General features: G+C 65.5%; 19 protein-coding genes. 12 read left to right on the forward strand and 7 right to left on the reverse strand.

Annotated elements, in window-relative coordinates; all coding sequences use genetic code 11:
* Positions 1–51 precede the first annotated feature (51 nt).
* The 4 genes from AAC014_RS17080 to AAC014_RS17095 all read right to left on the reverse strand — a co-directional run bounded on the left by AAC014_RS17080 (position 52) and on the right by AAC014_RS17095 (position 4,100).
* Entirely contained in the window at positions 52–759 is a 708-nt protein-coding gene (locus AAC014_RS17080) for a zinc ribbon domain-containing protein (protein ID WP_339710966.1), read from the reverse strand.
* A gap of 242 nt (positions 760–1,001) precedes the next feature.
* The gene (locus AAC014_RS17085; protein ID WP_339710969.1) at positions 1,002–1,178 is read right to left on the reverse strand and encodes a DUF4169 family protein; all 177 of its coding nucleotides are present in this window, start codon (positions 1,176–1,178) and stop codon (positions 1,002–1,004) included.
* Between the two features lie 28 nt (positions 1,179–1,206).
* Positions 1,207–2,229 (reverse strand): 2-oxoacid:ferredoxin oxidoreductase subunit beta, encoded by a 1,023-nt coding sequence (locus AAC014_RS17090; protein ID WP_339710972.1) that lies wholly within the window; start codon positions 2,227–2,229, stop codon positions 1,207–1,209.
* A complete protein-coding gene (locus AAC014_RS17095; RefSeq protein ID WP_339710975.1) occupies positions 2,226–4,100 on the reverse strand; it encodes a 2-oxoacid:acceptor oxidoreductase subunit alpha in 1,875 nt (624 codons plus the stop codon). The genes AAC014_RS17090 and AAC014_RS17095 overlap by 4 nt, the downstream gene beginning before the upstream one ends.
* A 196-nt stretch (positions 4,101–4,296) precedes the next feature.
* On the opposite strand from AAC014_RS17095, the gene AAC014_RS17100 reads away from it, so the two are divergent.
* The 3 genes from AAC014_RS17100 to AAC014_RS17110 all read left to right on the forward strand — a co-directional run bounded on the left by AAC014_RS17100 (position 4,297) and on the right by AAC014_RS17110 (position 7,642).
* Positions 4,297–5,283 (forward strand): alpha/beta hydrolase, encoded by a 987-nt coding sequence (locus tag AAC014_RS17100; protein ID WP_339710978.1) that lies wholly within the window; start codon positions 4,297–4,299, stop codon positions 5,281–5,283.
* Positions 5,280–5,762: an RNA pyrophosphohydrolase gene (locus tag AAC014_RS17105; RefSeq protein ID WP_339710980.1), complete on the forward strand. Its 483-nt coding sequence runs from the start codon at positions 5,280–5,282 to the stop codon at positions 5,760–5,762. The genes AAC014_RS17100 and AAC014_RS17105 overlap by 4 nt, the downstream gene beginning before the upstream one ends.
* A gap of 98 nt (positions 5,763–5,860) precedes the next feature.
* The gene (locus AAC014_RS17110; protein WP_339710982.1) at positions 5,861–7,642 is read left to right on the forward strand and encodes a tetratricopeptide repeat protein; all 1,782 of its coding nucleotides are present in this window, start codon (positions 5,861–5,863) and stop codon (positions 7,640–7,642) included.
* 136 nt (positions 7,643–7,778) lie between these two features.
* Here the strand turns inward: AAC014_RS17110 and AAC014_RS17115 are convergent, their stop codons facing one another.
* Positions 7,779–7,961, reverse strand: coding sequence for a CsbD family protein (locus tag AAC014_RS17115; RefSeq protein WP_339710985.1), 183 nt, complete (start codon positions 7,959–7,961; stop codon positions 7,779–7,781).
* Positions 7,962–8,054: 93 nt separating this feature from the next.
* Positions 8,055–9,032: a sulfur carrier protein ThiS gene (thiS, locus tag AAC014_RS17120; RefSeq protein WP_339710987.1), complete on the reverse strand. Its 978-nt coding sequence runs from the start codon at positions 9,030–9,032 to the stop codon at positions 8,055–8,057.
* Positions 9,033–9,138: 106 nt separating this feature from the next.
* On the opposite strand from thiS, the gene aroQ reads away from it, so the two are divergent.
* From aroQ to rnr, 9 genes are all read left to right on the forward strand, one after another.
* Positions 9,139–9,579 carry a type II 3-dehydroquinate dehydratase gene (gene aroQ, locus AAC014_RS17125; protein ID WP_339710990.1) on the forward strand — a complete coding sequence of 147 codons (441 nt, stop codon included), beginning with the start codon at positions 9,139–9,141 and terminating at the stop codon, positions 9,577–9,579.
* Between the two features lie 57 nt (positions 9,580–9,636).
* A complete protein-coding gene (accB, locus tag AAC014_RS17130) occupies positions 9,637–10,092 on the forward strand; it encodes an acetyl-CoA carboxylase biotin carboxyl carrier protein (protein ID WP_339711135.1) in 456 nt (151 codons plus the stop codon).
* A gap of 2 nt (positions 10,093–10,094) precedes the next feature.
* Positions 10,095–11,444 carry an acetyl-CoA carboxylase biotin carboxylase subunit gene (gene accC, locus AAC014_RS17135; protein ID WP_339710992.1) on the forward strand — a complete coding sequence of 450 codons (1,350 nt, stop codon included), beginning with the start codon at positions 10,095–10,097 and terminating at the stop codon, positions 11,442–11,444.
* 83 nt (positions 11,445–11,527) lie between these two features.
* Complete coding sequence (locus tag AAC014_RS17140) at positions 11,528–13,021, forward strand: amidase (protein ID WP_339710995.1); 1,494 nt, start codon at positions 11,528–11,530, stop codon at positions 13,019–13,021.
* A gap of 16 nt (positions 13,022–13,037) precedes the next feature.
* The gene (locus tag AAC014_RS17145; RefSeq protein WP_339710998.1) at positions 13,038–13,421 is read left to right on the forward strand and encodes an ArsC/Spx/MgsR family protein; all 384 of its coding nucleotides are present in this window, start codon (positions 13,038–13,040) and stop codon (positions 13,419–13,421) included.
* 36 nt (positions 13,422–13,457) lie between these two features.
* A complete protein-coding gene (gene topA, locus AAC014_RS17150) occupies positions 13,458–16,055 on the forward strand; it encodes a type I DNA topoisomerase (RefSeq protein ID WP_339711001.1) in 2,598 nt (865 codons plus the stop codon).
* 5 nt (positions 16,056–16,060) lie between these two features.
* Positions 16,061–16,240: a hypothetical protein gene (locus AAC014_RS17155; protein WP_339711003.1), complete on the forward strand. Its 180-nt coding sequence runs from the start codon at positions 16,061–16,063 to the stop codon at positions 16,238–16,240.
* A 138-nt stretch (positions 16,241–16,378) separates the two neighbouring features.
* A complete protein-coding gene (sugE, locus tag AAC014_RS17160) occupies positions 16,379–16,696 on the forward strand; it encodes a quaternary ammonium compound efflux SMR transporter SugE (protein ID WP_339711006.1) in 318 nt (105 codons plus the stop codon).
* Positions 16,697–16,736: 40 nt separating this feature from the next.
* A complete protein-coding gene (rnr, locus tag AAC014_RS17165; RefSeq protein WP_339711008.1) occupies positions 16,737–18,944 on the forward strand; it encodes a ribonuclease R in 2,208 nt (735 codons plus the stop codon).
* Between the two features lie 3 nt (positions 18,945–18,947).
* Here rnr and AAC014_RS17170 read toward each other — a convergent pair whose 3' ends face one another.
* On the reverse strand, positions 18,948–19,196 hold the full coding sequence (locus tag AAC014_RS17170; RefSeq protein ID WP_339711011.1) for an Hpt domain-containing protein: 249 nt from the start codon (positions 19,194–19,196) through the stop codon (positions 18,948–18,950).
* Between the last annotated feature and the right edge of the window lie 44 nt (positions 19,197–19,240).

Consider the following 19,240-nt stretch of genomic DNA (forward strand, 5'->3'; position numbering starts at 1 on the left):
CCTCAACCTCGCCGCCGTCCGCCTATGGCTGAAGTCTTTTGTCAACGCGGCCTAAGGCATCGGCCATACGAGTCCGGGCGAATCGAAGGTCCACGACGGACTGCCATTGCGGAACGTTGGAAGCTCGACGACGATCGTTTTTGCGTTCTTGATCTTGCGGAGGATGGCGGCGTCATAGCGCGCGAAAACGTATTCAGACGAGCTGTCGGCGGGCTCGTTAAGCGTAAGCCGCTCCGCCTTGCCGTCTATGCTTATCATGCCGTCGCAGCCGTCATAGCTGCTGCATTTGAGCTGTCCCCGGTCAATACGGAAGATCACGTCCAAGCCATACCGTGGATGCTGACGAACCGTCATGGTCAGGTAGGTGTTGCCCTCGTAAGGAAACTCGAAGTTATGGTAATTGCGGCTTCTCAGCTCGGCTGTCTGGACCTCTTTCCCGGTCACATCATCTTCGTAGCGGCTATAGGACCATGTCGCGGGCGCTGCGTAAGGTGTCGCCATTTCGGGGGCTTCGTACGCCATATCCGGTGGACCACTGTCGAGCGTGTCGGGTAAGCTTGAGCAGCCTTTATAGAGCAGGAAGCCAACGCCGAGTATGGCTGCGGCCTTTATAAGACCACGATTGGCTTTGCGCCTGTAGAACGCCTTCTGGGCGGCCTCAATATCATCCGCATCGAATGTATGCCCGCAGAAACGGCAAACCAGCGCATCCAACTTTATCTGTTCGGCGCATTTCGGGCACTTTTTGATTTCTGCCATGACTACCCCCTGCGGCGTAATATCGGTTTATACGCCCCGACGACAAGCCCAAGTACGCGAACAGCGCCATCATCCGCACTAAAGCGGTACTAAAGCCGCACATGCGTCAAGGGGATAAACGGGTTGGTACAAATCTGTGCTAAGAGCAGCGATAATTTGGAACTTCTTATCGAAGGTCCATAACGCAACTAACTGCCTCCTTCACATTATTCAGCTCAAGCCGAGCGCAAGAGCGCGCCCTTTTAATCCCCGCGCTTGTGCACCTCGACGTGCTTTTCCAGACGCACAGCCTCACCCTTCACTGCGCGCTTTTCGGCAAGCGTTCTTCCGTGGAGGTGGCGGTTCTCTGCGGCTTTGGCCTCCGCCTCGGCGCGGGCTTTTGCCTTGCGCCTTTGGCGGAGGTTTATGAGTTCGGCCATGCGGGCCTGCCCTCCCCGCCCGCTCGGTTCAGTCGCGCTTTTCGGCGACTTCCCACGTCTGGCCCTTGCGGATCAGCGCGGAGAGGTCGGCGATCTTGCCTTGGGTCAGCGTTTTCGTCTGTTCGCCGAGCGCGCTTTCGTAGCTGGGCGCGGGCGAGCAGAAGATGACGCCGAGCGCGATCGGGAAGCCGGGGAACGGCATATCGACCAGCATCTGCGCGACACCCTTGTTGGTTTCGTCGTGGACGATGACGCCCGCGGCTTCCCAGTTTCCGTCCGCGACCTCGACGACTTCGAGGCGGAGATCCTGACGGTTGAGCGTGAGGCCCTTCGTGCCGCCCGCGAACAGCATCGGCTTGCCGTGTTCCAGCCAGATCTGGCTTTCGGCGGCGTTCGCCTTCGCGGTGAACGCTTCGAACACGGCGTCGTTGTAGACGATGCAGTTCTGGTAGAGCTCCACGAAGCTCGTGCCCTTGTGCCCGTGAGCGCGCTTCAGGATGCCGGGCATTTCCTTCTGCGCGGTGTCGATGCAGCGCGCGATGAAGCGGGCGCCGGCGCCGATCGCGAAGGCGCAGGGGCTCGCGGGGCGGTCCACCGAGCCGAAGGGCGAGGTGGGCGTGCGTGTGCCGACGCGGCTGGTGGGCGAATACTGGCCCTTGGTGAGGCCGTAGATCTCGTTGTTGAACAGAAGCACCTGGCAATCGAGATTGCGGCGCAGCAGGTGCAGCAGGTGATTGCCGCCGATCGAGAGGCCGTCGCCGTCTCCTGTGACGAGCCACACGTCAAGCTCCGGATTGGCGAGCTTCACGCCTGTCGCCACCGCCGGCGCGCGGCCGTGGATGGTGTGGAAGCCGTAGGTCGCCATGTAGTACGGGAAGCGCGACGAGCAGCCGATGCCGCTGACGAACACGGTGTTTTCAGGCCGTGCGCCGATCTCCGCCATCGTGCGCTGCACGCCCTTCAGGATCGCATAGTCGCCGCAGCCGGGGCACCAGCGCACCTCCTGATCGGTGGCGAAGTCGGCGGGCTTCAAAGGGGTCTGGACGTTCATGCGAGGGCTCCCTCGATAGCGGCCTCGATCTCGGCGATCTTGAACGGCTGGCCGGAGACCTTGTTGAGCGGTTTCGCGTCCACAAGGAACTGATCGCGCAGCACGGTCTTCAGCTGGCCGGTGTTCATCTCGGGCACGAGAATCCGGTCGTAAGTCTTCAGAAGTTCACCGAGATTTCTCGGCAGCGGCCAGATGTGGCGGATATGGATGTGCGCGACGCTCGCGCCCTTCGCGCGGGCACGGCCCACGGCCTGATGGATCGGGCCGAAGGTCGAGCCCCAGCCGACGACGGCGAGCTTTTCACCGGGCGCGCCGAGGCAGACGTCCTGCTCCGGAATGTCGTTCGCGATGCCGTCGATCTTCGCCTTGCGCGTGTCGGTCATCTTCTGGTGGTTTTCGGGCGCATAATCGATGTGGCCCGAATTGAAGCTCTTCTCGATGCCGCCGATGCGGTGCATCAGGCCGGGCGTGCCGGGCTTGATCCAGACGCGGGCGAGCTTTTCGTCACGGGCATACGGGTTCAACTCCGTGCCTTCGGGCGGCAGTTCTTCATGGAACGTCACAGGAAACTCGTCGTACGTGCTGATATCCGGCACTTTCCACGGCTCGGCGGCGTTGGCGATGTAGCCATCCGTCAGCAGCATCACGGGCGTCATGTAGCGCACGGCGATGCGGCAGGCCTCGATCGCGGCATCAAACGCGTCTGAGGGCGAACGCGCGGCGATCACCGCGAGCGGGGCGTCACCGTTGCGGCCGTAGACGGCCTGATAGAGGTCCGACTGTTCGGTCTTCGTGGGGAGGCCCGTCGAAGGCCCGCCGCGCTGACTGTTCACGATGACGAGCGGCAGTTCGGTCATGATCGCGAGGCCGAGGGCTTCACCTTTCAGGGCGATACCGGGGCCGGACGACGAGGTCATACCGAGCTGGCCCGCATAAGACGCGCCGATCGCGGCGCAGATCGCGGCGATCTCGTCTTCAGCCTGGAAGGTGGTGACGCCGTACTCCTTGAGACGCGCGAGCGTGTGCAGGATCGAGGAGGCGGGCGTGATCGGGTACGAGCCGAAGAAGAGCGGCAGATGCGCAAGGTTCGCGCCGACGACGAGGCCGAGGCTGAGCGCTTCGGCGCCCGTGACGGTGCGGTAAAGGCCCGCTTCGGCGGGCGCGGCTTCCACCTTGTAGCGCGCGAACGAGCCCATTTCGGCGGTTTCGCCGTAGGCGTGGCCGGCGTTCAGCGCGGCGATGTTCGCGTCCGCAAGGACGGGGTTCTTCGAGAACTTGGTATTCAGCCAGTCGATGAGCGGCTGACGATCACGATCGAACATCCAGAGCGCGAGGCCGAGCGTCCACATGTTCTTGCAGCGCAGCGCCTCCTTGTTGCCGAGGCCGTATTCGGCGACCGACTCCATCGTGCGGGCGGAAATGTCGAAGGCCACGACCTGATAGGCGGCGAGGCTGCCGTCCGTGATCGGATCGACCTCGTAGCCCGCCTTCTTGAGGTTGCGGGCGCCGAACTCGCCGGTGTCCGCGATGATGAGCCCGCCGGGGCGGAGCGCCGACAGGTTCGTCTTGAGCGCGGCAGGGTTCATCGCGACGAGGATGTCGGGCGCGTCGCCCGCCGTGTCGATCTCCGTGGAGCCGAAGTTGATCTGGAACGCCGAGACGCCGAAGGTCGTCCCCTGCGGCGCGCGGATTTCCGCCGGAAAATCCGGGAAGGTCGCGAAATCGTTGCCCGCGAGCGCGCTCGACAGCGTGAACTGGCCGCCAGTGAGCTGCATACCATCGCCGGAGTCTCCGGCGAAACGAACAACGACCGCGTCGCGCGCGATCGCCGCGCCCTCTGTGGGCATGGGGTCTTTAAGCTTGGTTGCCATTGGCGGTCCCGGGACTGTGTATGCTTGTTCTCCGGAATCTCTAAGCCCGCGAGCCCGTACCCGCAAAGTAGATTTTATGTGAGGCTGACAAGCCGGCTTACCACTGCGATCAGCACACTAGCGATAAGCGTGACTTGCCGCTGACACAGGGCCACACGATAATCCCGCGCAAATCCGCAAAAGGGAGATTCGAGACATGGCATTCGTTCGTCCAGACGTGCAGGCGTTCCTCGACATGCTGAATGCACAGCCGGGGCCACAGCTGCACGAGCTTGATCCCGGGGCGGCCCGCCAGATGATGGGCATGATGGTGCAGGTGGCCGAAGCGCCGCGCGGCGCGATCGCGCGGGTGGAGGACCTCGCCATCGACGGTCCGCACGGCGACCGCATTCCGCTGCGTCTCTACAGCCCGCGCGCGGCGGCCGGCGAACCGCAGAGCGTGCTCATGTATTTCCACGGCGGCGGCTGGGTGGTCGGCGACCTCGAAACACACGATGGCCTCTGCGCAGAGATCGCGCGCAGCCTCGATATCACGGTGATTTCGGTCGACTACCGCCTCGCCCCCGAGCACGCTTTTCCGGCGGCGGGCGAGGACTGCATCGCCGCGACGCGCTGGGCGGCGGCCTCGCCGCGGGAGATCGGCCACGCCGTGACGAGCATCGTCGTGGCCGGCGACAGCGCGGGCGGCAACCTCGCGGCCATCGTGGCGCAGGAACTGGCAGGCAAGATGCCCGTGCCGATCATCGCGCAGTGGCTGATCTATCCGGGCGTCGACATGACCGCGAACACCGGATCGATGGAGGACTTCGCGGACGGCTACCTGCTGACCGCCGAGAGCATGGCGTGGTTCATGCGCCACTATATCGGGAACCTCCCGGACCATACCGATCCGCGCGCATCGCCGCTGCATTCACCCGCGCTCGACAACCAGCCTGCCGCGCTCGTCTTCACCTGCGGGCTCGACCCGCTGCGCGACCAGGGCCGCGCCTATGCCGCGAAGCTGATCGCGAGCGGTGTGCCGACGGTGTTCCGCGAAGCCAAGGGCCAGGTCCACGGCAGCCTGACGCTGCGGCAGGCGATCCCGTCGGCGCAGGGCGACCTCGCCGGGTGCCTGTCGGTGCTGCGGGACATCATCAACGAGGCGGGCGCCGACCTCACCATGATGAAAGCCGCCGCCGAGTGAAGGAACGCGTCCACCCCTCCGGGCTCCCGTACCGCCCCTGTGTCGGGATCATGCTCTTGAACCCGAAGAAGCATGTCTTCGTGGCGAAGCGGCTCGATATGATCGCCGAAGCCTGGCAGATGCCGCAGGGCGGTATCGACCCCGGCGAAGAGCCTGTGGAGGCGGCAGTGCGCGAGCTTGGCGAGGAGATCGGCACGACCAAGGCCGAGATCGTCGCCGAGAGCACGGGGTGGCACTGGTACGACCTGCCCGACGAGCTGATCGGCAAGATCTGGAAGGGCCGCTATGCCGGGCAGCGGCAGAAATGGTTCGTGATGCGCTTCACCGGCAAGGACAGCGATATCGACATCGAAACCGAGCACCCGGAATTCAGCGAGTGGAAATGGGCAAAACCTGCTACGCTTCCAGAGTTGATCGTGCCGTTCAAACGGCAGCTTTACATTGATGTGTTGCGTGAGTTCGAACCCATTCTCGCGTGAAAGGCAGCGGCGGAATTGATCCGCCGCGCATAATCCTGTATTCGCCGCAGCGCGAGGAAGAGCAGTGCGGGGCAACCCGCGCAGACAGGAGATATGCCATGAGCACGTCCACTCGCGTTTCCCTCGCCGTTTTCTCGCTTGCCGCGCTCGCCGCGATTCCCGCAGCCGTCCCCGCCTCCGCAAAACTGACGCCCGAGGCGCTGCGTCTGCTGAACCCGTCCACCGCGTTCAGCCAGGCCTGCGGACAGGGCAAGAAGCGATCGCTGCTGCCGCAGCGCATCCAGTACGCGATGGCGAACACGCTGCCGCAGTTCGACAGCGAGCCGCCGCTCTACGAGGGGCTGGGCAGCGTCAACTTCCCGATCACCACGAAGAACCCCGAGGCGCAGGCCTTCTTCAACCAGGGGCTGGCGCTGGTGTACGGCTTCAACCATCAGGAGGCGATCCGCGCCTTCCGCGCCGCCGCGCGCCGCGATCCCGACTGCGCGATGTGCTATTGGGGCGAGGCCTTTTCGCACGGCTCCAACGTCAACGCGCCGATGGACCCTTCGACCAACGAGGCGACATGGGCCGCGCTGCAGAAGGCCGTGGCTGCGAAGGACAAGGCGAGCCCGCGCGAGCGCGCGCTGATCGAGGCGCTGCAGACACGCTACGCCGAGAACGCGCCGGCCGACCGCAGCGGCCTCGACAAGGCGTTTTCCGCCGCGATGATGAAGGTGGCGGCGGACTATCCGATGGATAACGACATCGGTGTGCTGGCGGCGGAATCCGCGATGACGTCCTCGCCGTGGGACTATTGGGAGCCGGGCGGGCTGACCCCCTACCCGCATATGGTGCCCGCGATCCGGCTCGTTGAGCAGGTGATGGCGCGCGATCCGTATCACCCGCAGGCGGCGCATCTTTATATCCACCTGCTCGAAGCCTCGGCGCGGCCCGCGCAGGCGGAAGCGGCAGCGGACCGGCTTTCGAAGCCGCTGGTGCCCGCGGCTGGCCACCTCGTCCACATGCCGGGACACCTGTTCTACCGCGTCGGGCGCTATGCCGATGCGATCCGCGTCAATGTCGATGCCGCGAAGGTGGATGAGGACTATCTCAAGTCCTCGCCGCTCGCGGGCATCTACCGGTTCGGATATTATCCGCACAACGTCCACTTCATCGTCAGCGCCGCGCAGATGGCGGGCGACATGGAGACGGCGGTTGCGCAGGCGACGAAGCTGCGCGAGATCCTGAACCCCGACGTGACCGCGACGATCCCGTTTGTGCAGCCGGTGGATGCGGCGCCTTATCTTGCCTACGCGCACTTCGCGACACCGAAGGAGATCATGGCGCTTCCGGCACCGGACGCGCGGCTGCACTATGTGCAGGCAATGTGGCGCTACGCGCGTGCGGTGGCGCAGGCAGATTTGAGGAATGACAAGGGCTTCAAGGCCGAACTTGATGCGATGCGTGAAATCGGCCGCACGACCGACTGGAAGCCGCTGACCGACGGGCTGGTGCCGGTGCCGGCGCTGCTGGAGGTCGCGGAGAATGTCGCGCTCGGGCGGCAGGCGATGGCGAAGAAGCGCTACAAGGAGGCGGTCGCGTTCTACCGCAAGGGCGCGGAAGCCGAGACGCGGGTGAATTACACCGAGCCGCCCTACTGGTACTATCCGGTCAATCAGTCGCTGGGCGGCGCGCTCTACATGGCGGGCGACTACAAGGGCGCGGAAGCCGCCTTCCAGAAGGCTCTCGTGCAGTATCCGGGGAATGCCTGGGCGCTGTGGGGTCTCGGCGAGACGCAGGCGCGGACGGGCGACGCGGCGGGCGCGACGGCGACGCGGGCGGCGTTCGCGAAGGCGTGGATGGGGAAGAAGGACTGGCTGACGATGGCGCGGCTTTGAGCTCTGCCATCCTCACCCACTTCGCCTAAGGCCTGCGGCCCAAGGTTTCGTACCTCTCCCATCAAGGGAGAGGGGGGGGCAAAAAGAAAACGGCCGGGCCCGAAGGGACCCGGCCGCCTCCCTCACGCACAAGGCGTCAGATGCGGTCGCCGAGGGCGCCCTTCACCTTGCCTTTCGCGTTCTGGACCTCGCCTTTGCGCTCCTGCGCAATGCCTTCGGCTTCGAGACGCGGATTGTTGGTGGCCTTGCCGGCCGCCTGCTTAATGTTGCCGGCGGCCTCGTTGCCGAGGCCTTTTGCGCGATCCTTGAGTTCGCCCATGATTTTACTCCTGAAATTGCCTGTGCGCCGGGGGGTACGCACATCAGGAGAATGCTCGGGAGCCCCGCAGGGTTCCGCGGCTCGTCGCAAGCGTCAGATCAGGCCGCCGAGCGGACTCGACGGATCAGCATAGAGCCGCCGCTGCATCCGACCCGCGCGGTAGGAGAGCCGCCCGGCCTCCACGGCGCGGCGCATCGCGCCTGCCATCATCACCGGTTCTTTCGCCTCGGCGATGGCGGTGTTCATGAGCACGCCGTCGCAGCCAAGCTCCATCGCGACCGCCGCATCCGACGCGCAGCCGACCCCCGCGTCGACGAGCACGGGCACCTTCGCCTGCTCGACGATGAGCCGGATCATCACCGGGTTCTGGATGCCGAGGCCCGAGCCGATCGGCGCGCCGAGCGGCATGATCGCGGCGGCGCCCGCATCTTCAAGCTTCTTCGCGGCGATGGGATCGTCCGCGCAGTAGACCATGACGTCAAAACCGTCGTTCACGAGTTCCTTCGTGGCGCGCAGCGTCTGCTCCATGTCGGGATAAAGCGTCTTCGCCTCGCCCAGGACTTCGAGCTTCACGAGGTTCCAGCCGCCCGCTTCACGCGCGAGGCGCAGCGTGCGCATCGCCTCATCCGCCGTGAAGCAGCCCGCAGTGTTGGGCAGATAGGTGTAGCGCTTGGGATCGACATAATCGGTGAGCAGCGGCTGCGAGCGATCCGTGAGGTTCACGCGGCGCACGGCGACGGTGACGATCTCGGCGCCCGAGGCTTCGACCGCGGCGGCGTTCACCGCATAATCCTTGTATTTGCCGGTGCCGACGATGAGCCGCGAGGTGAAGCGGCGGCCGGCGACTTCCCAGCCGTCATCCTCGCTGCCTCCGCCGACAAAATGCACGATCTCCAGCCGATCGCCTTCCGCGAGTGCAACCTCGGCATAGGCGGACTTCGGGACGATTTCGAGGTTCCGCTCAACGGCCACGGCCTTCGGATCGAGATCGAGGTCGGTGACGAGCGCCGCGATGCTGGCGCCGGAGGCAATGCGGCGCGGTTCGCCGTTCACGGTGATGCTGATGGTCATCGGTCCTTGTTCTTCTCAGGCTTCCCTGTGGCGCGGAGCGTCCATATAAGGGCCGCTTTCGTCCTAGGCCAGTGCTCGGGAGCATTGGGGGACAAAGGGGTTTCGAATGGCAAAATCGCCACTGGTGCTGGTCCTCAACGGACCGAACCTCAACCTGCTCGGCACGCGCGAGCCGGAGATTTACGGCGCCGACACGCTCGATGACGTGGCGGTGATGCTGGAAGACCGCGCCAAAGGGCTCGGCCTTGAAGTCGACGTGCGCCAATCGAACCACGAAGGGCACCTCGTCGACTGGCTTCACGAGGCGGCTTCGCGCAATGCCAAGGCGGTGATCCTGAACGCGGGTGCCTATACGCACACGTCGATCGCAATCCGCGACGCCATCAAGGCGATTGCGGTTCCGGTCATCGAAGTCCATATTTCAAACCCTCACGCCCGTGAGAGCTTCCGCCACCTGAGCCATGTGGCGCCGGTCGCGAAGGGATCGATCACGGGCTTCGGCATCCACGGATATGCGCTGGCGCTGGACGCCGCCGCAAAGCTTTAAGACCTTACAGAACAACAACATCGGGGACGCAAACACGTGACCAATGGCAAGACGGGCATGAACGTCGATACCAAGCTGGTGCGCCAGCTCGCAGAATTGCTGGATGAAACCGGCCTCACCGAGATCGAGGTGGAGGACGAAGGACGCAGGATTCGCGTCGCGCGGCAGGTGAGCAACGTTGTCGCCGCCGCGCCGGCCGCCGTGATGACTGCGGCAGCACCTGCGGCAGCGGTGGCCGCCGCGGCACCGGCACCGGCAGAAGGTGATCTGAAGACCCATCCCGGCGTCGTGAAATCGCCGATGGTGGGCACCGTGTACCTCTCCTCCGACCCGAGCGCCGCGCCGTTCGTCAAGGAAGGCAGCAGCGTTTCGGCGGGTGACACGCTGGTGATCGTCGAGGCGATGAAGGTGATGAACCCCATCGTCGCGCCGAAATCCGGCACGGTCGTGAAGATCTGCGTGGCGAACGAACAGCCCGTGGAATACGACCAGCCGCTGGTGGTCATCGAATAACGATGTTCGACAAAATCCTCATCGCGAACCGCGGCGAAATCGCGCTTCGCGTCCACCGCGCGTGCCATGAAATGGGCATCAAGACGGTGGCCGTCCATTCAACCGCCGATTCCGACGCCATGCACGTGCGCCTTGCCGACCAGGCCGTGTGCATCGGGCCGCCGAGCGCGACCGAATCGTACCTCAACATCCCGGCGATCATTTCGGCGGCCGAGATCACGGGGGCGGACGCGATCCACCCCGGATACGGCTTCCTCTCCGAGAACGCGCGCTTCGCCGAGATCGTGGAAGAGCACCAGATCGGCTGGATCGGGCCGAGCCCCGAGCACATCCGCATGATGGGCGACAAGGTGGAGGCAAAGCGCACCGCAGCGCGCCTCGGCCTGCCGCTCGTGCCGGGCAGCGACGGGCCGATCACCGACCTTTCGGAAGCCGAAACGGTGGCGTTCGAGATCGGCTATCCCGTGCTCGTGAAGGCCGCGTCGGGCGGCGGCGGGCGCGGCATGAAGGTCGTGGACAGCCCTGAAAAGCTCGGCACGCTGATCGCGCAGGCGCGCGCCGAAGCGAAGGCCGCGTTCGGCGACGACACCGTGTACCTTGAAAAGTACCTCGGCAATCCGCGCCATATCGAGTTTCAGGTGTTCGGCGACACGCAGGGCAATGCCATCCACCTCGGCGAGCGCGACTGCTCGCTGCAGCGGCGCCACCAGAAGGTGCTGGAAGAGGCCCCCTCGCCCGCGCTCAACGCGGCGCAGCGCGCGGAAATGGGCGAGATCGTACGCAAGGCCATCGCGGGCCTCGGCTATCGCGGCGCGGGGACGATCGAGTTCCTGTACGAGGACGGCCGCTTCTACTTCATCGAGATGAACACGCGCCTGCAGGTGGAGCATCCGGTCACCGAGATGATCACCGGCATCGACCTCGTGCGCGAGCAGATCCGCGTGGCGGCGGGGCTGCCGCTTTCGGTGAAACAGGAAGACATCCGCTTCGCGGGCCATGCCATCGAGTGCCGCATCAACGCCGAAGACCCGGCGACGTTCGCGCCCTCGCCCGGCAAGGTGGAGCACTATCATGCACCGGGCGGGCTGCACGTGCGCGTCGACAGCGCGCTCTACGACGGCTACCGCATCCCTTCGAACTACGACAGCCTGATCTCCAAGCTGATCGTCTATGGTTCGGGCCGCAACGACTGCCTGATGCGCCTGCGGCGCGCGCTGGAGGAATACATCATCTCCGGCCCCAAAACGACGATCCGGCTGCACCAGGCGCTGATCGAAGACCCCGAGTTCCAGAACGGCGACTACACGATCAAGTGGCTGGAAAACTGGCTGGAGAAGCGGCGCGAGGGCTGAGCGACCACCCTCTCAATCTGCCAGATTGCATACCGGCGCGGCGGCTGAGACAGTCAGCCGTCTGATTCGGGGGGAGGTTTTGTATGGCCTTTATTTCACGCCGCGGTTTTCTGGGAACGGGTGCGGCGCTTGCCGCGCTTTCCGCATGTCGCCAGACGACGTCGGCCAAGGCGCCGTCCAGCAACTGGACTGACGCCGTTTCGCAAGCGAAGGCCGTAAGCGAGGGCAAGACGCAACCCGCCGCGCTTGTCGAGACCGCGATCAAACGGCTCGAAAGCGTGAACGGCAAGATCAACGCCGTGAAGTTTCCGAATTTCGAGCGTGCCCGCGAAATGGCGGCAAACGGTGTGAAAGGCCCGCTCGCGGGCGTGCCGACGCTGATCAAGGACAATGTGCATCAGGCAGGCCTGCCCTACACGCAGGGCAGCCGCGCGCTTGCCGGAACGGTCGCGGACAACACCGACGCCTATCCGGCGGCAATCGAGGCGGCGGGCTTCGTTTCCGTCGGCCGCTCGACGCTGCCCGAATTCGGCATCACCGCGACGACCGAACCGCTGCTGACGGGCGTGACGCGCAATCCCTGGAACCTCGACCATTCGACGGGCGGCTCTTCGGGCGGCAGCGCGGCAGCAGTTGCGGCGGGCGTGGTGCCGGTGGCGCACGCCAACGACGGCGGCGGATCGATCCGCATCCCGGCGAGCTGCTGCGGGCTTGTGGGCCTGAAGCCCTCGCGGCGGCGGATGGCGGGCGATGCGGCCTCTCCGGACATGGCGACGCACCTTGGCGTCGAGGGCTGCGTATCGCGCACCGTGCGCGATACGGCGGCGTGGTTCCATGCGACGCAGGCGAAGGGCGAAGGCGCGGCCTTTCCCGAAGCGCCGCTCGTCACGGGCCCATCGAAGGACCGGCTGCGCGTTGGGCTTCGGCTCAACCACCCGTCGGGCGGGCTGCCGCATGAAGAGGTTCAGCGCGTGTTCGGCGAGGCCTCCGCACTGCTTCAGAAGCTCGGCCACAAGGTGAAGGACGTGCCGGCACCCTACAAGGGTGACGTGGTGATCCCCGCCTTCATGGCACTTTGGGAATCGGGCGCGGGACAGGTCGTCGCCGAGATCACCAAGATGGCGCCGGGGGTCGACCCTTCAACGCTGCTGGAGCCGCTGACGCTGACGATGGCGGCGCAGGCCGCAACCTATACGCCCGAGCAGATGCAGGTCTCCACGGCAGCGCTCGACGAAGCGATGGCTTCGTACCGCGCACAGTTCAAGGACATCGACATCTACGTGACGCCGGTGCTGGGCCAGCCTGCTGCGCCTATCGGATACATCGCGCCGACGATCCCGTGGCCCGAACAGCGCGAACGGCTGATCGCCTATGCAGGCTTCACCGGCGTGGAGAACGTGGCGGGCGTCCCTTCGATCGCGCTGCCGATCGGCGAATCGAAGGATGGCATCCCCATCGGCATCCAGTTCGCGACGGCGCCGGGGGGCGAGGCAAGGCTGCTTGCGCTCGCCTATGAACTCGAACGCGAACTTTTATGGTATGATCGCAGGCCTGGTATATGGGCCGGTGAAATCTGAGGTAAGTGGAGGCATGATGCGCGTTATCGTCTGGTACAATCCCCGCTGCGGAACGGCCCGCAATGTGCGCGACTATCTGACCGAGCACGCCATCCCGTTCGACCTTCGCGAGTACCTGGAGGACGTGCCGAGCCGCCCGGAAATCGAGGACGTGCTGCGGAAATCGGGCATGGCGGCGCACGAGCTGCTGCGTGCCAAGGAGCCGCTCGCCAAGGAGATGGGGCTGCTGGAACCCGGCGTTTCCGAAGAGCACATCATCACCGCGATGCACGAGAACCCGATCCTCATCAACCGGCCCGTGGTGATCGACGGAAACCGCGCGAAACTCTGCCGCCCTTCCGGGGTGATCGCGGAGTTTCTTCCGCCGCCGCACTTGCAGCGTCCCGGCAAAGCACTGTAAGGCCCCCCACCCATTGAGGTCGGTGAGGGTCTTCGTATGCAACTCGTGATCGTCGAATCTCCGGCGAAGGCTAAGACGATCAACAAATATCTGGGTTCGGACTACAAGGTCCTGGCCTCCTACGGTCATGTCCGCGACTTGCCGCCGAAGGACGGGTCGGTCGATCCCGACCACGACTTCAGCATGAAGTGGGAGGTTTCCGCCGATCGGTCGCGCCAGCTGAAAGAGATCGCCGAAAGCGCGAAGACGGCCGACACGCTGATCCTCGCCACCGACCCTGATCGCGAGGGCGAGGCGATCAGCTGGCACCTTTACGAGCATCTGAAGGCGAAGAAGGCGCTGCCCGCGAAGGTGCAGCGCGTGACCTTCAACCAGATCACCAAGACCGCCGTGACGCAGGCGATGGCGAACCCACGCGAGCTCGACGCGCCGCTGATCGACGCCTACCGGGCACGCCGCGCGCTCGACTATCTCGTGGGCTTCACGCTTTCCCCCGTGCTGTGGCGCAAGCTGCCGGGCGCGAAATCGGCGGGGCGCGTGCAATCGGTGGCGCTGCGGCTCGTGGTGGAGCGCGAGCGTGAGATCGAAGCATTCCGGACGCGCGAATACTGGACGGTAGACGGCCAGTTCCAGACGTCGGCCGGGCAGAACTTCACGGCGCGGCTGACGCACTGGCAGGGCAAAAAGCTCGACAAGTTCTCACTCAACAACTCGGCGCTGGCGAACGAAGCGCGCGCCGACGTGGCGGCGGGCGATTATGTCGTCGCGTCGGTCGAGAAGAAGCCGGTGTCGCGGAACCCCGCCCCGCCCTTCACGACCTCGACACTGCAACAGGAAGCCGCGCGCAAACTGGGACTTTCCGCGACGCAGACGATGCGTACCGCGCAGACGCTGTATGAAAGCGGACTCATCACCTACATGCGGACGGACGGCGTCGACATGGCGCCCGAAGCCATCGCCGCCGCGCGCGACGTGATCGCCGAGGATTTTTCGGGACGTCACCTGCCCGAAAAGCCGCGCTTCTACACGACCAAGGCGAAGAACGCGCAGGAAGCGCACGAGGCGATCCGCCCCGTGGACATGCGCCGCCGCCCCGCGAAGGCCGGGCTTTCGGGCGACGAGGCCCGGCTTTACGAACTGGTCTGGAAGCGCACGCTGGCAAGCCAGATGGCCGCCGCGAACCTTGAACGCACGACCGTGGACCTGAAGGACAAGAACGGCCGCGCCGATCTGCGCGCCACGGGCCAGGTGACGATCTTCCCCGGCTTCCTCGCGCTTTATCAGGAAACCGCTGACGATCCCGACGACGAAGAGGGCGACGACGGCAAGCGCCTGCCCAAGATCGAAAAGGGTGACACGCCCGCGATTCAGGGCGCACACGCCGACCAGCACTTCACCGAGCCGCCCCCGCGCTATTCCGAAGCGAGCCTTGTGAAGAAGATGGAGGAGCTCGGCATCGGGCGCCCCTCCACCTACGCCTCGATCCTGCAGGTTCTGAAGGACCGCGCCTATGTGCGCATCGAGCAGAAGCGCTTCCATCCCGAAGAGAAAGGCCGGCTTGTCACCGCCTTCCTCGAACGCTTCTTCGAACGCTATGTGAGCTATGACTTCACGGCGGGGCTTGAGGAACAGCTCGACGAGATCTCCGCCGGGAGCATCGACTGGACGGCGGTGCTGCACGCCTTCTGGAAGGACTTCCAGCCGAAGACCGCCGAAATCCTGGAGCTGAAACCCTCCGAGGTGACGACGGCGCTCGACGAATTCCTTGCGCCGCTGCTGTTCCCGGATACCGGCGACGGCAAGGACCCGCGTGTCTGCCCGGTGTGCGGCAATGGACGGCTGAGCCTGAAGACGGGCAAGTTCGGCGCCTTCGTCGGTTGCTCCAACTATCCCGAGTGCCGCTTCACGCGGCCGTTCGCGAGCGAGAACGGGAACGGCAACGGCACGGGCGAAGGCGGCGACCAGCCGCGCCTGCTCGGCGAGGACGCGGGCGAACCTGTCACCATCCGTTCGGGCCGCTTCGGCCTCTTCATCCAGCGCGGCGAAGGCGCAGACGGCGAGAAACCGCCGCGCGCCTCGATCCCCAAGGATGTGGACTCCGCCACGATCGAGCTCGACATGGCAGTGAAGCTGCTCGCGCTGCCGCGCGAAGTGGGCACGCACCCGGAAACGGGGACGCCGATCACCGCCTCGATCGGCCGCTACGGGCCGTATCTTGCGCATGACGGCAAATATGCGCGGCTCACCTCCACCGCGGAGGTCTTCGAAATCGGCATGAACGCCGCCGTCGTGAAGCTCGCCGAGCAGAAGAAGGGCTTCGAACGCAAGGCGCCCGCCGCGCTGAAGGAACTCGGCGCACACCCGACATCGGGCGCGACGCTGAAGGTGATGGACGGCCGCTACGGCGCCTATGTGACCGACGGCACCACCAACGCGACGCTGCCCAAGGGCACCGACCCGCAGGCACTCACGCTGGAAGCCGCCGCGACGATGATCGACGAGAAGGCCGCCAAGGGGCCGGCGAAGGGCAAGGGACGGAAGAAAGCGCCTGCGAAGAGCGGAGCGGCGAAGAAACCGGCGGCAAAGAAGGCTCCCGCGAAAAAAGCCCCTGCAAAGAAAAAGGCGGCGAAGTAGCGGCGATGGCTGAGCGATTCGAACGCCACAAGCAGCCTTGGACCGCCGCCGAGATCGACAAGCTGCACACGCTGGCGAAGAAGGGCATGGCGCTGAAAGCCATCTCCAAGGCCCTGACCCGCAGCGAGGAATCGGTGAAGGACCGCGCCAAGGCGGACGGGCTCAGCATCACGCGGTTGCGGTAGTGCCGTTTCGCCGGCGCGGAGAATGTGCGGCTTGACCCTCCCCTCGCCGCTCGCCAAATAAACCCCGCGAGGCCACGTCCTCCCCCTTCATGGGTAGAAGTCCGGGACGGCCCGGCTCTTTTGAAGAGGAGCGCCGTCATGGCCTGGGTGTATCTTGGAATCGCGGGGTTGCTGGAGGTCGTCTGGGCCTTTTCGATGAAGCAGTCCGAAGGGTTCACGCGGCTTGCGCCAAGCGTCGTCACCATCATCGCTATGATCGCGAGTTTCGCGCTGCTTTCGATCTCGATGAAATCGCTGCCGCTCGGCACGGCCTATACGGTTTGGACGGGGATCGGCGCGGTGGGCGCGTTTCTTGTGGGCGTCGCGGTGCTCGGCGAGAGTGTCAGCCCGACGCGGGTGCTCGCGGCCGGGCTGATCGTCGGCGGGCTGGTCTTGATGAAGCTTTCGGAACAGTAGGGGCTTGCCGCCAAGCGCCGAACGCCCGACATGGGTGGGAATGGCGAAACGACCCACCCCCGGCCTCCCCACCCGCGAACAGATCCTGAGCTTCGTCGCGGAGTCCTCCTCCCCCGTCGGCAAGCGCGAGATCGCCAAGGCGTTCGGGCTGACCGCGCAGGACAAGATCCTGCTGAAGGCGATGCTGAAGGACATGGCGAACGAGGGCCTGCTCGACAGCGGGCCCGGCCGCGCCTTCCACAAAGGCGGCGGGCTGCCGAAGGTGACGGTGCTGAAGATCGTCGGCATCGAGGGCGGACGCGCGGTGGCGGTGCCGGAAAGCTGGGCGAACGACACGCCCGCGCCGAAGGTGCGTGTCGTCGAGGGACGGAAGCGCGCGGCGCTGGCGGTTGGCGACCGCATTCTCGCGCGCATCGAGGAGACCGGGCGCGGGCACCTCGCGCATGTGATGAAGAAGATCGGCGCGTCTTCCGAAGACGCACTGCTCGGCGTGCTGCGGCGCGATGCCTCCGGCTGGTTCCTCGTGCCGACCGACAAGAAACTGCGCTTCGACCTGAAGATCACCGACGTCGGCGAGGCGGACGCGGGCGACCTCGTGCTCGCCGAGCAATCGGGGCGCGGGACGCGGGCGAGCGGCCGCGTCGTGCAGCGGCTCGGCGATCCGATGGCGCCGCGTAGCTTCTCGCTGATCGCGATCCACGAAAAAGGCATTCCGCACACGTTTTCCGACGAAGCGCTCGCCGAAGCGGAAAAGGCCGCGAAACTGCCGCTGGGGCCCCGCGAAGACCTACGCGACCTGCCGCTGCTCACCATCGACCCCGCCGACGCACGCGACCATGACGACGCGGTGTGGGCGGCGGCGGACGACGACCCCGGCAATCCGGGCGGCTTCAAGGCGATCGTCGCGATCGCCGACGTCAGCTTCTACGTGCGCCCCGGCACCGCGATCGACCGCGAGGCGCGCGAACGGGGGAACAGCGTCTACTTCCCCGATCAGGTCGTGCCGATGCTGCCCGAGGCGCTCTCGACCGATGCGTGCTCGCTGAACGCGAACGAAGACAAGGCGGTGCTCGCCTGCCACCTGACGATCGCGAGCGACGGCACGTTGAAAGACTGGCGCTTCACGCGGGCGGTGATGCACGGCGTTGCGAACCTTGCCTACGAGACGGTGCAGGAGGCGATCGACGGGAAGATCGAGCACGCGCTGACGGAAGGCGTGCTGAAACCGCTGTGGGCGGCGTGGACCGCGCTCAAGGCCGCGCGTGACAGGCGCGATCCGCTGGCGCTCAACATGCCGGAACGGCGCGTCATTCTGGACGAGAAGGGCCGGATCGCGGAAATCCGCGTGCGCGAACACTTGCCGGCGCATCAGCTGATCGAGGACTTCATGATCGCGGCGAACGTCGCGGCGGCAAAGGCGCTGGAGGCGAAGGCATCGCCGGTGGTGTACCGCACCCACGAGCGGCCGAGCCGCGAGAAATTGGTCTCGCTGTCCGATTATGTGAAGTCGCTGGGCCTCAGCTTCTCGCTCGGGCAGGTGGTGACACCGACGACGTTCAACCGGCTGCTCGCGCGGATCACCGAGCCGGCGCTGCTCGAACAGGTTTCCGAGCAGGTGCTGCGCAGCCAGGCGCAAGCGTTTTACGGCACCGACAACCTCGGCCACTTCGGGCTCGCGCTTGGCAGCTATGCGCATTTCACCTCGCCGATCCGGCGCTATTCGGACACGCTGGTCCACCGCGCGCTGGTGCGGGCGTACAAGCTCGGCGAGGGCGGGCTCACCGACGAGGAAATGCGCGCCCTGCCCCGCACCGCCGAGCATATCTCTATGACCGAGCGGCGGGCGATGGAGGCGGAGCGCAACACGATCGACCGATACGTTGCGGCCTATCTCGCGCAACATGTGGGGCAGATCGTGCGGACGCGGATCAGTGGGGTGACGCGCTTCGGGCTGTTCGCGAGCGTCGAGGGTGTGGGCGGCGACGGGCTCATTCCGATGTCGATGCTGGGCGCGGAGCGCTTCCACTTCGACGAGTCGACGAAGACGATCGAGGGGCTGACGACGGGGGTGACATACCACGTAGGGCAGCGGCTGGAGCTGCGGCTGGCCGACGCGAACCCGATCAGCGGTGCGCTGCGCTTCGAGTTTCCCGATGGGCCGGCGCCCCGGGCCGGAAATCGACCGCCGCCGCGCAAAGGGCGGCCGCCGCTGCCAAGGGCCGCGGGCAAGGTGCGACGGAAACGGTAGGTCTTACGCCGCGTCGAGCAGGCGGAACATGCGATCGATGCGCGGCTGGAGCGTGGTGACGGTCGCCAGCGTTTCCTCGGCCGCGTGAACTTCGGCCGCGAAATCGTTGAAGCCGAACGCCTTCGCGAGACCCTTCAGCGAATGCAGCTGGCGCCGCACCTCGCTGTGGCTTCCGGCAAGCAGAAGCAGCTGGATATCCTCCAGCTTGTCGGAAAGCTCCTGATGGAGCGATTCGAAGTCTTCGTCGATCATGCCCCAAGGCTAGTGGGAAAGTCGTTAGAACAGGGTTAAGCAGG

This window comes from uncultured Sphingosinicella sp. (genome assembly GCF_963974575.1).
In the GTDB taxonomy this organism is placed as follows: domain Bacteria; phylum Pseudomonadota; class Alphaproteobacteria; order Sphingomonadales; family Sphingomonadaceae; genus Sphingosinicella.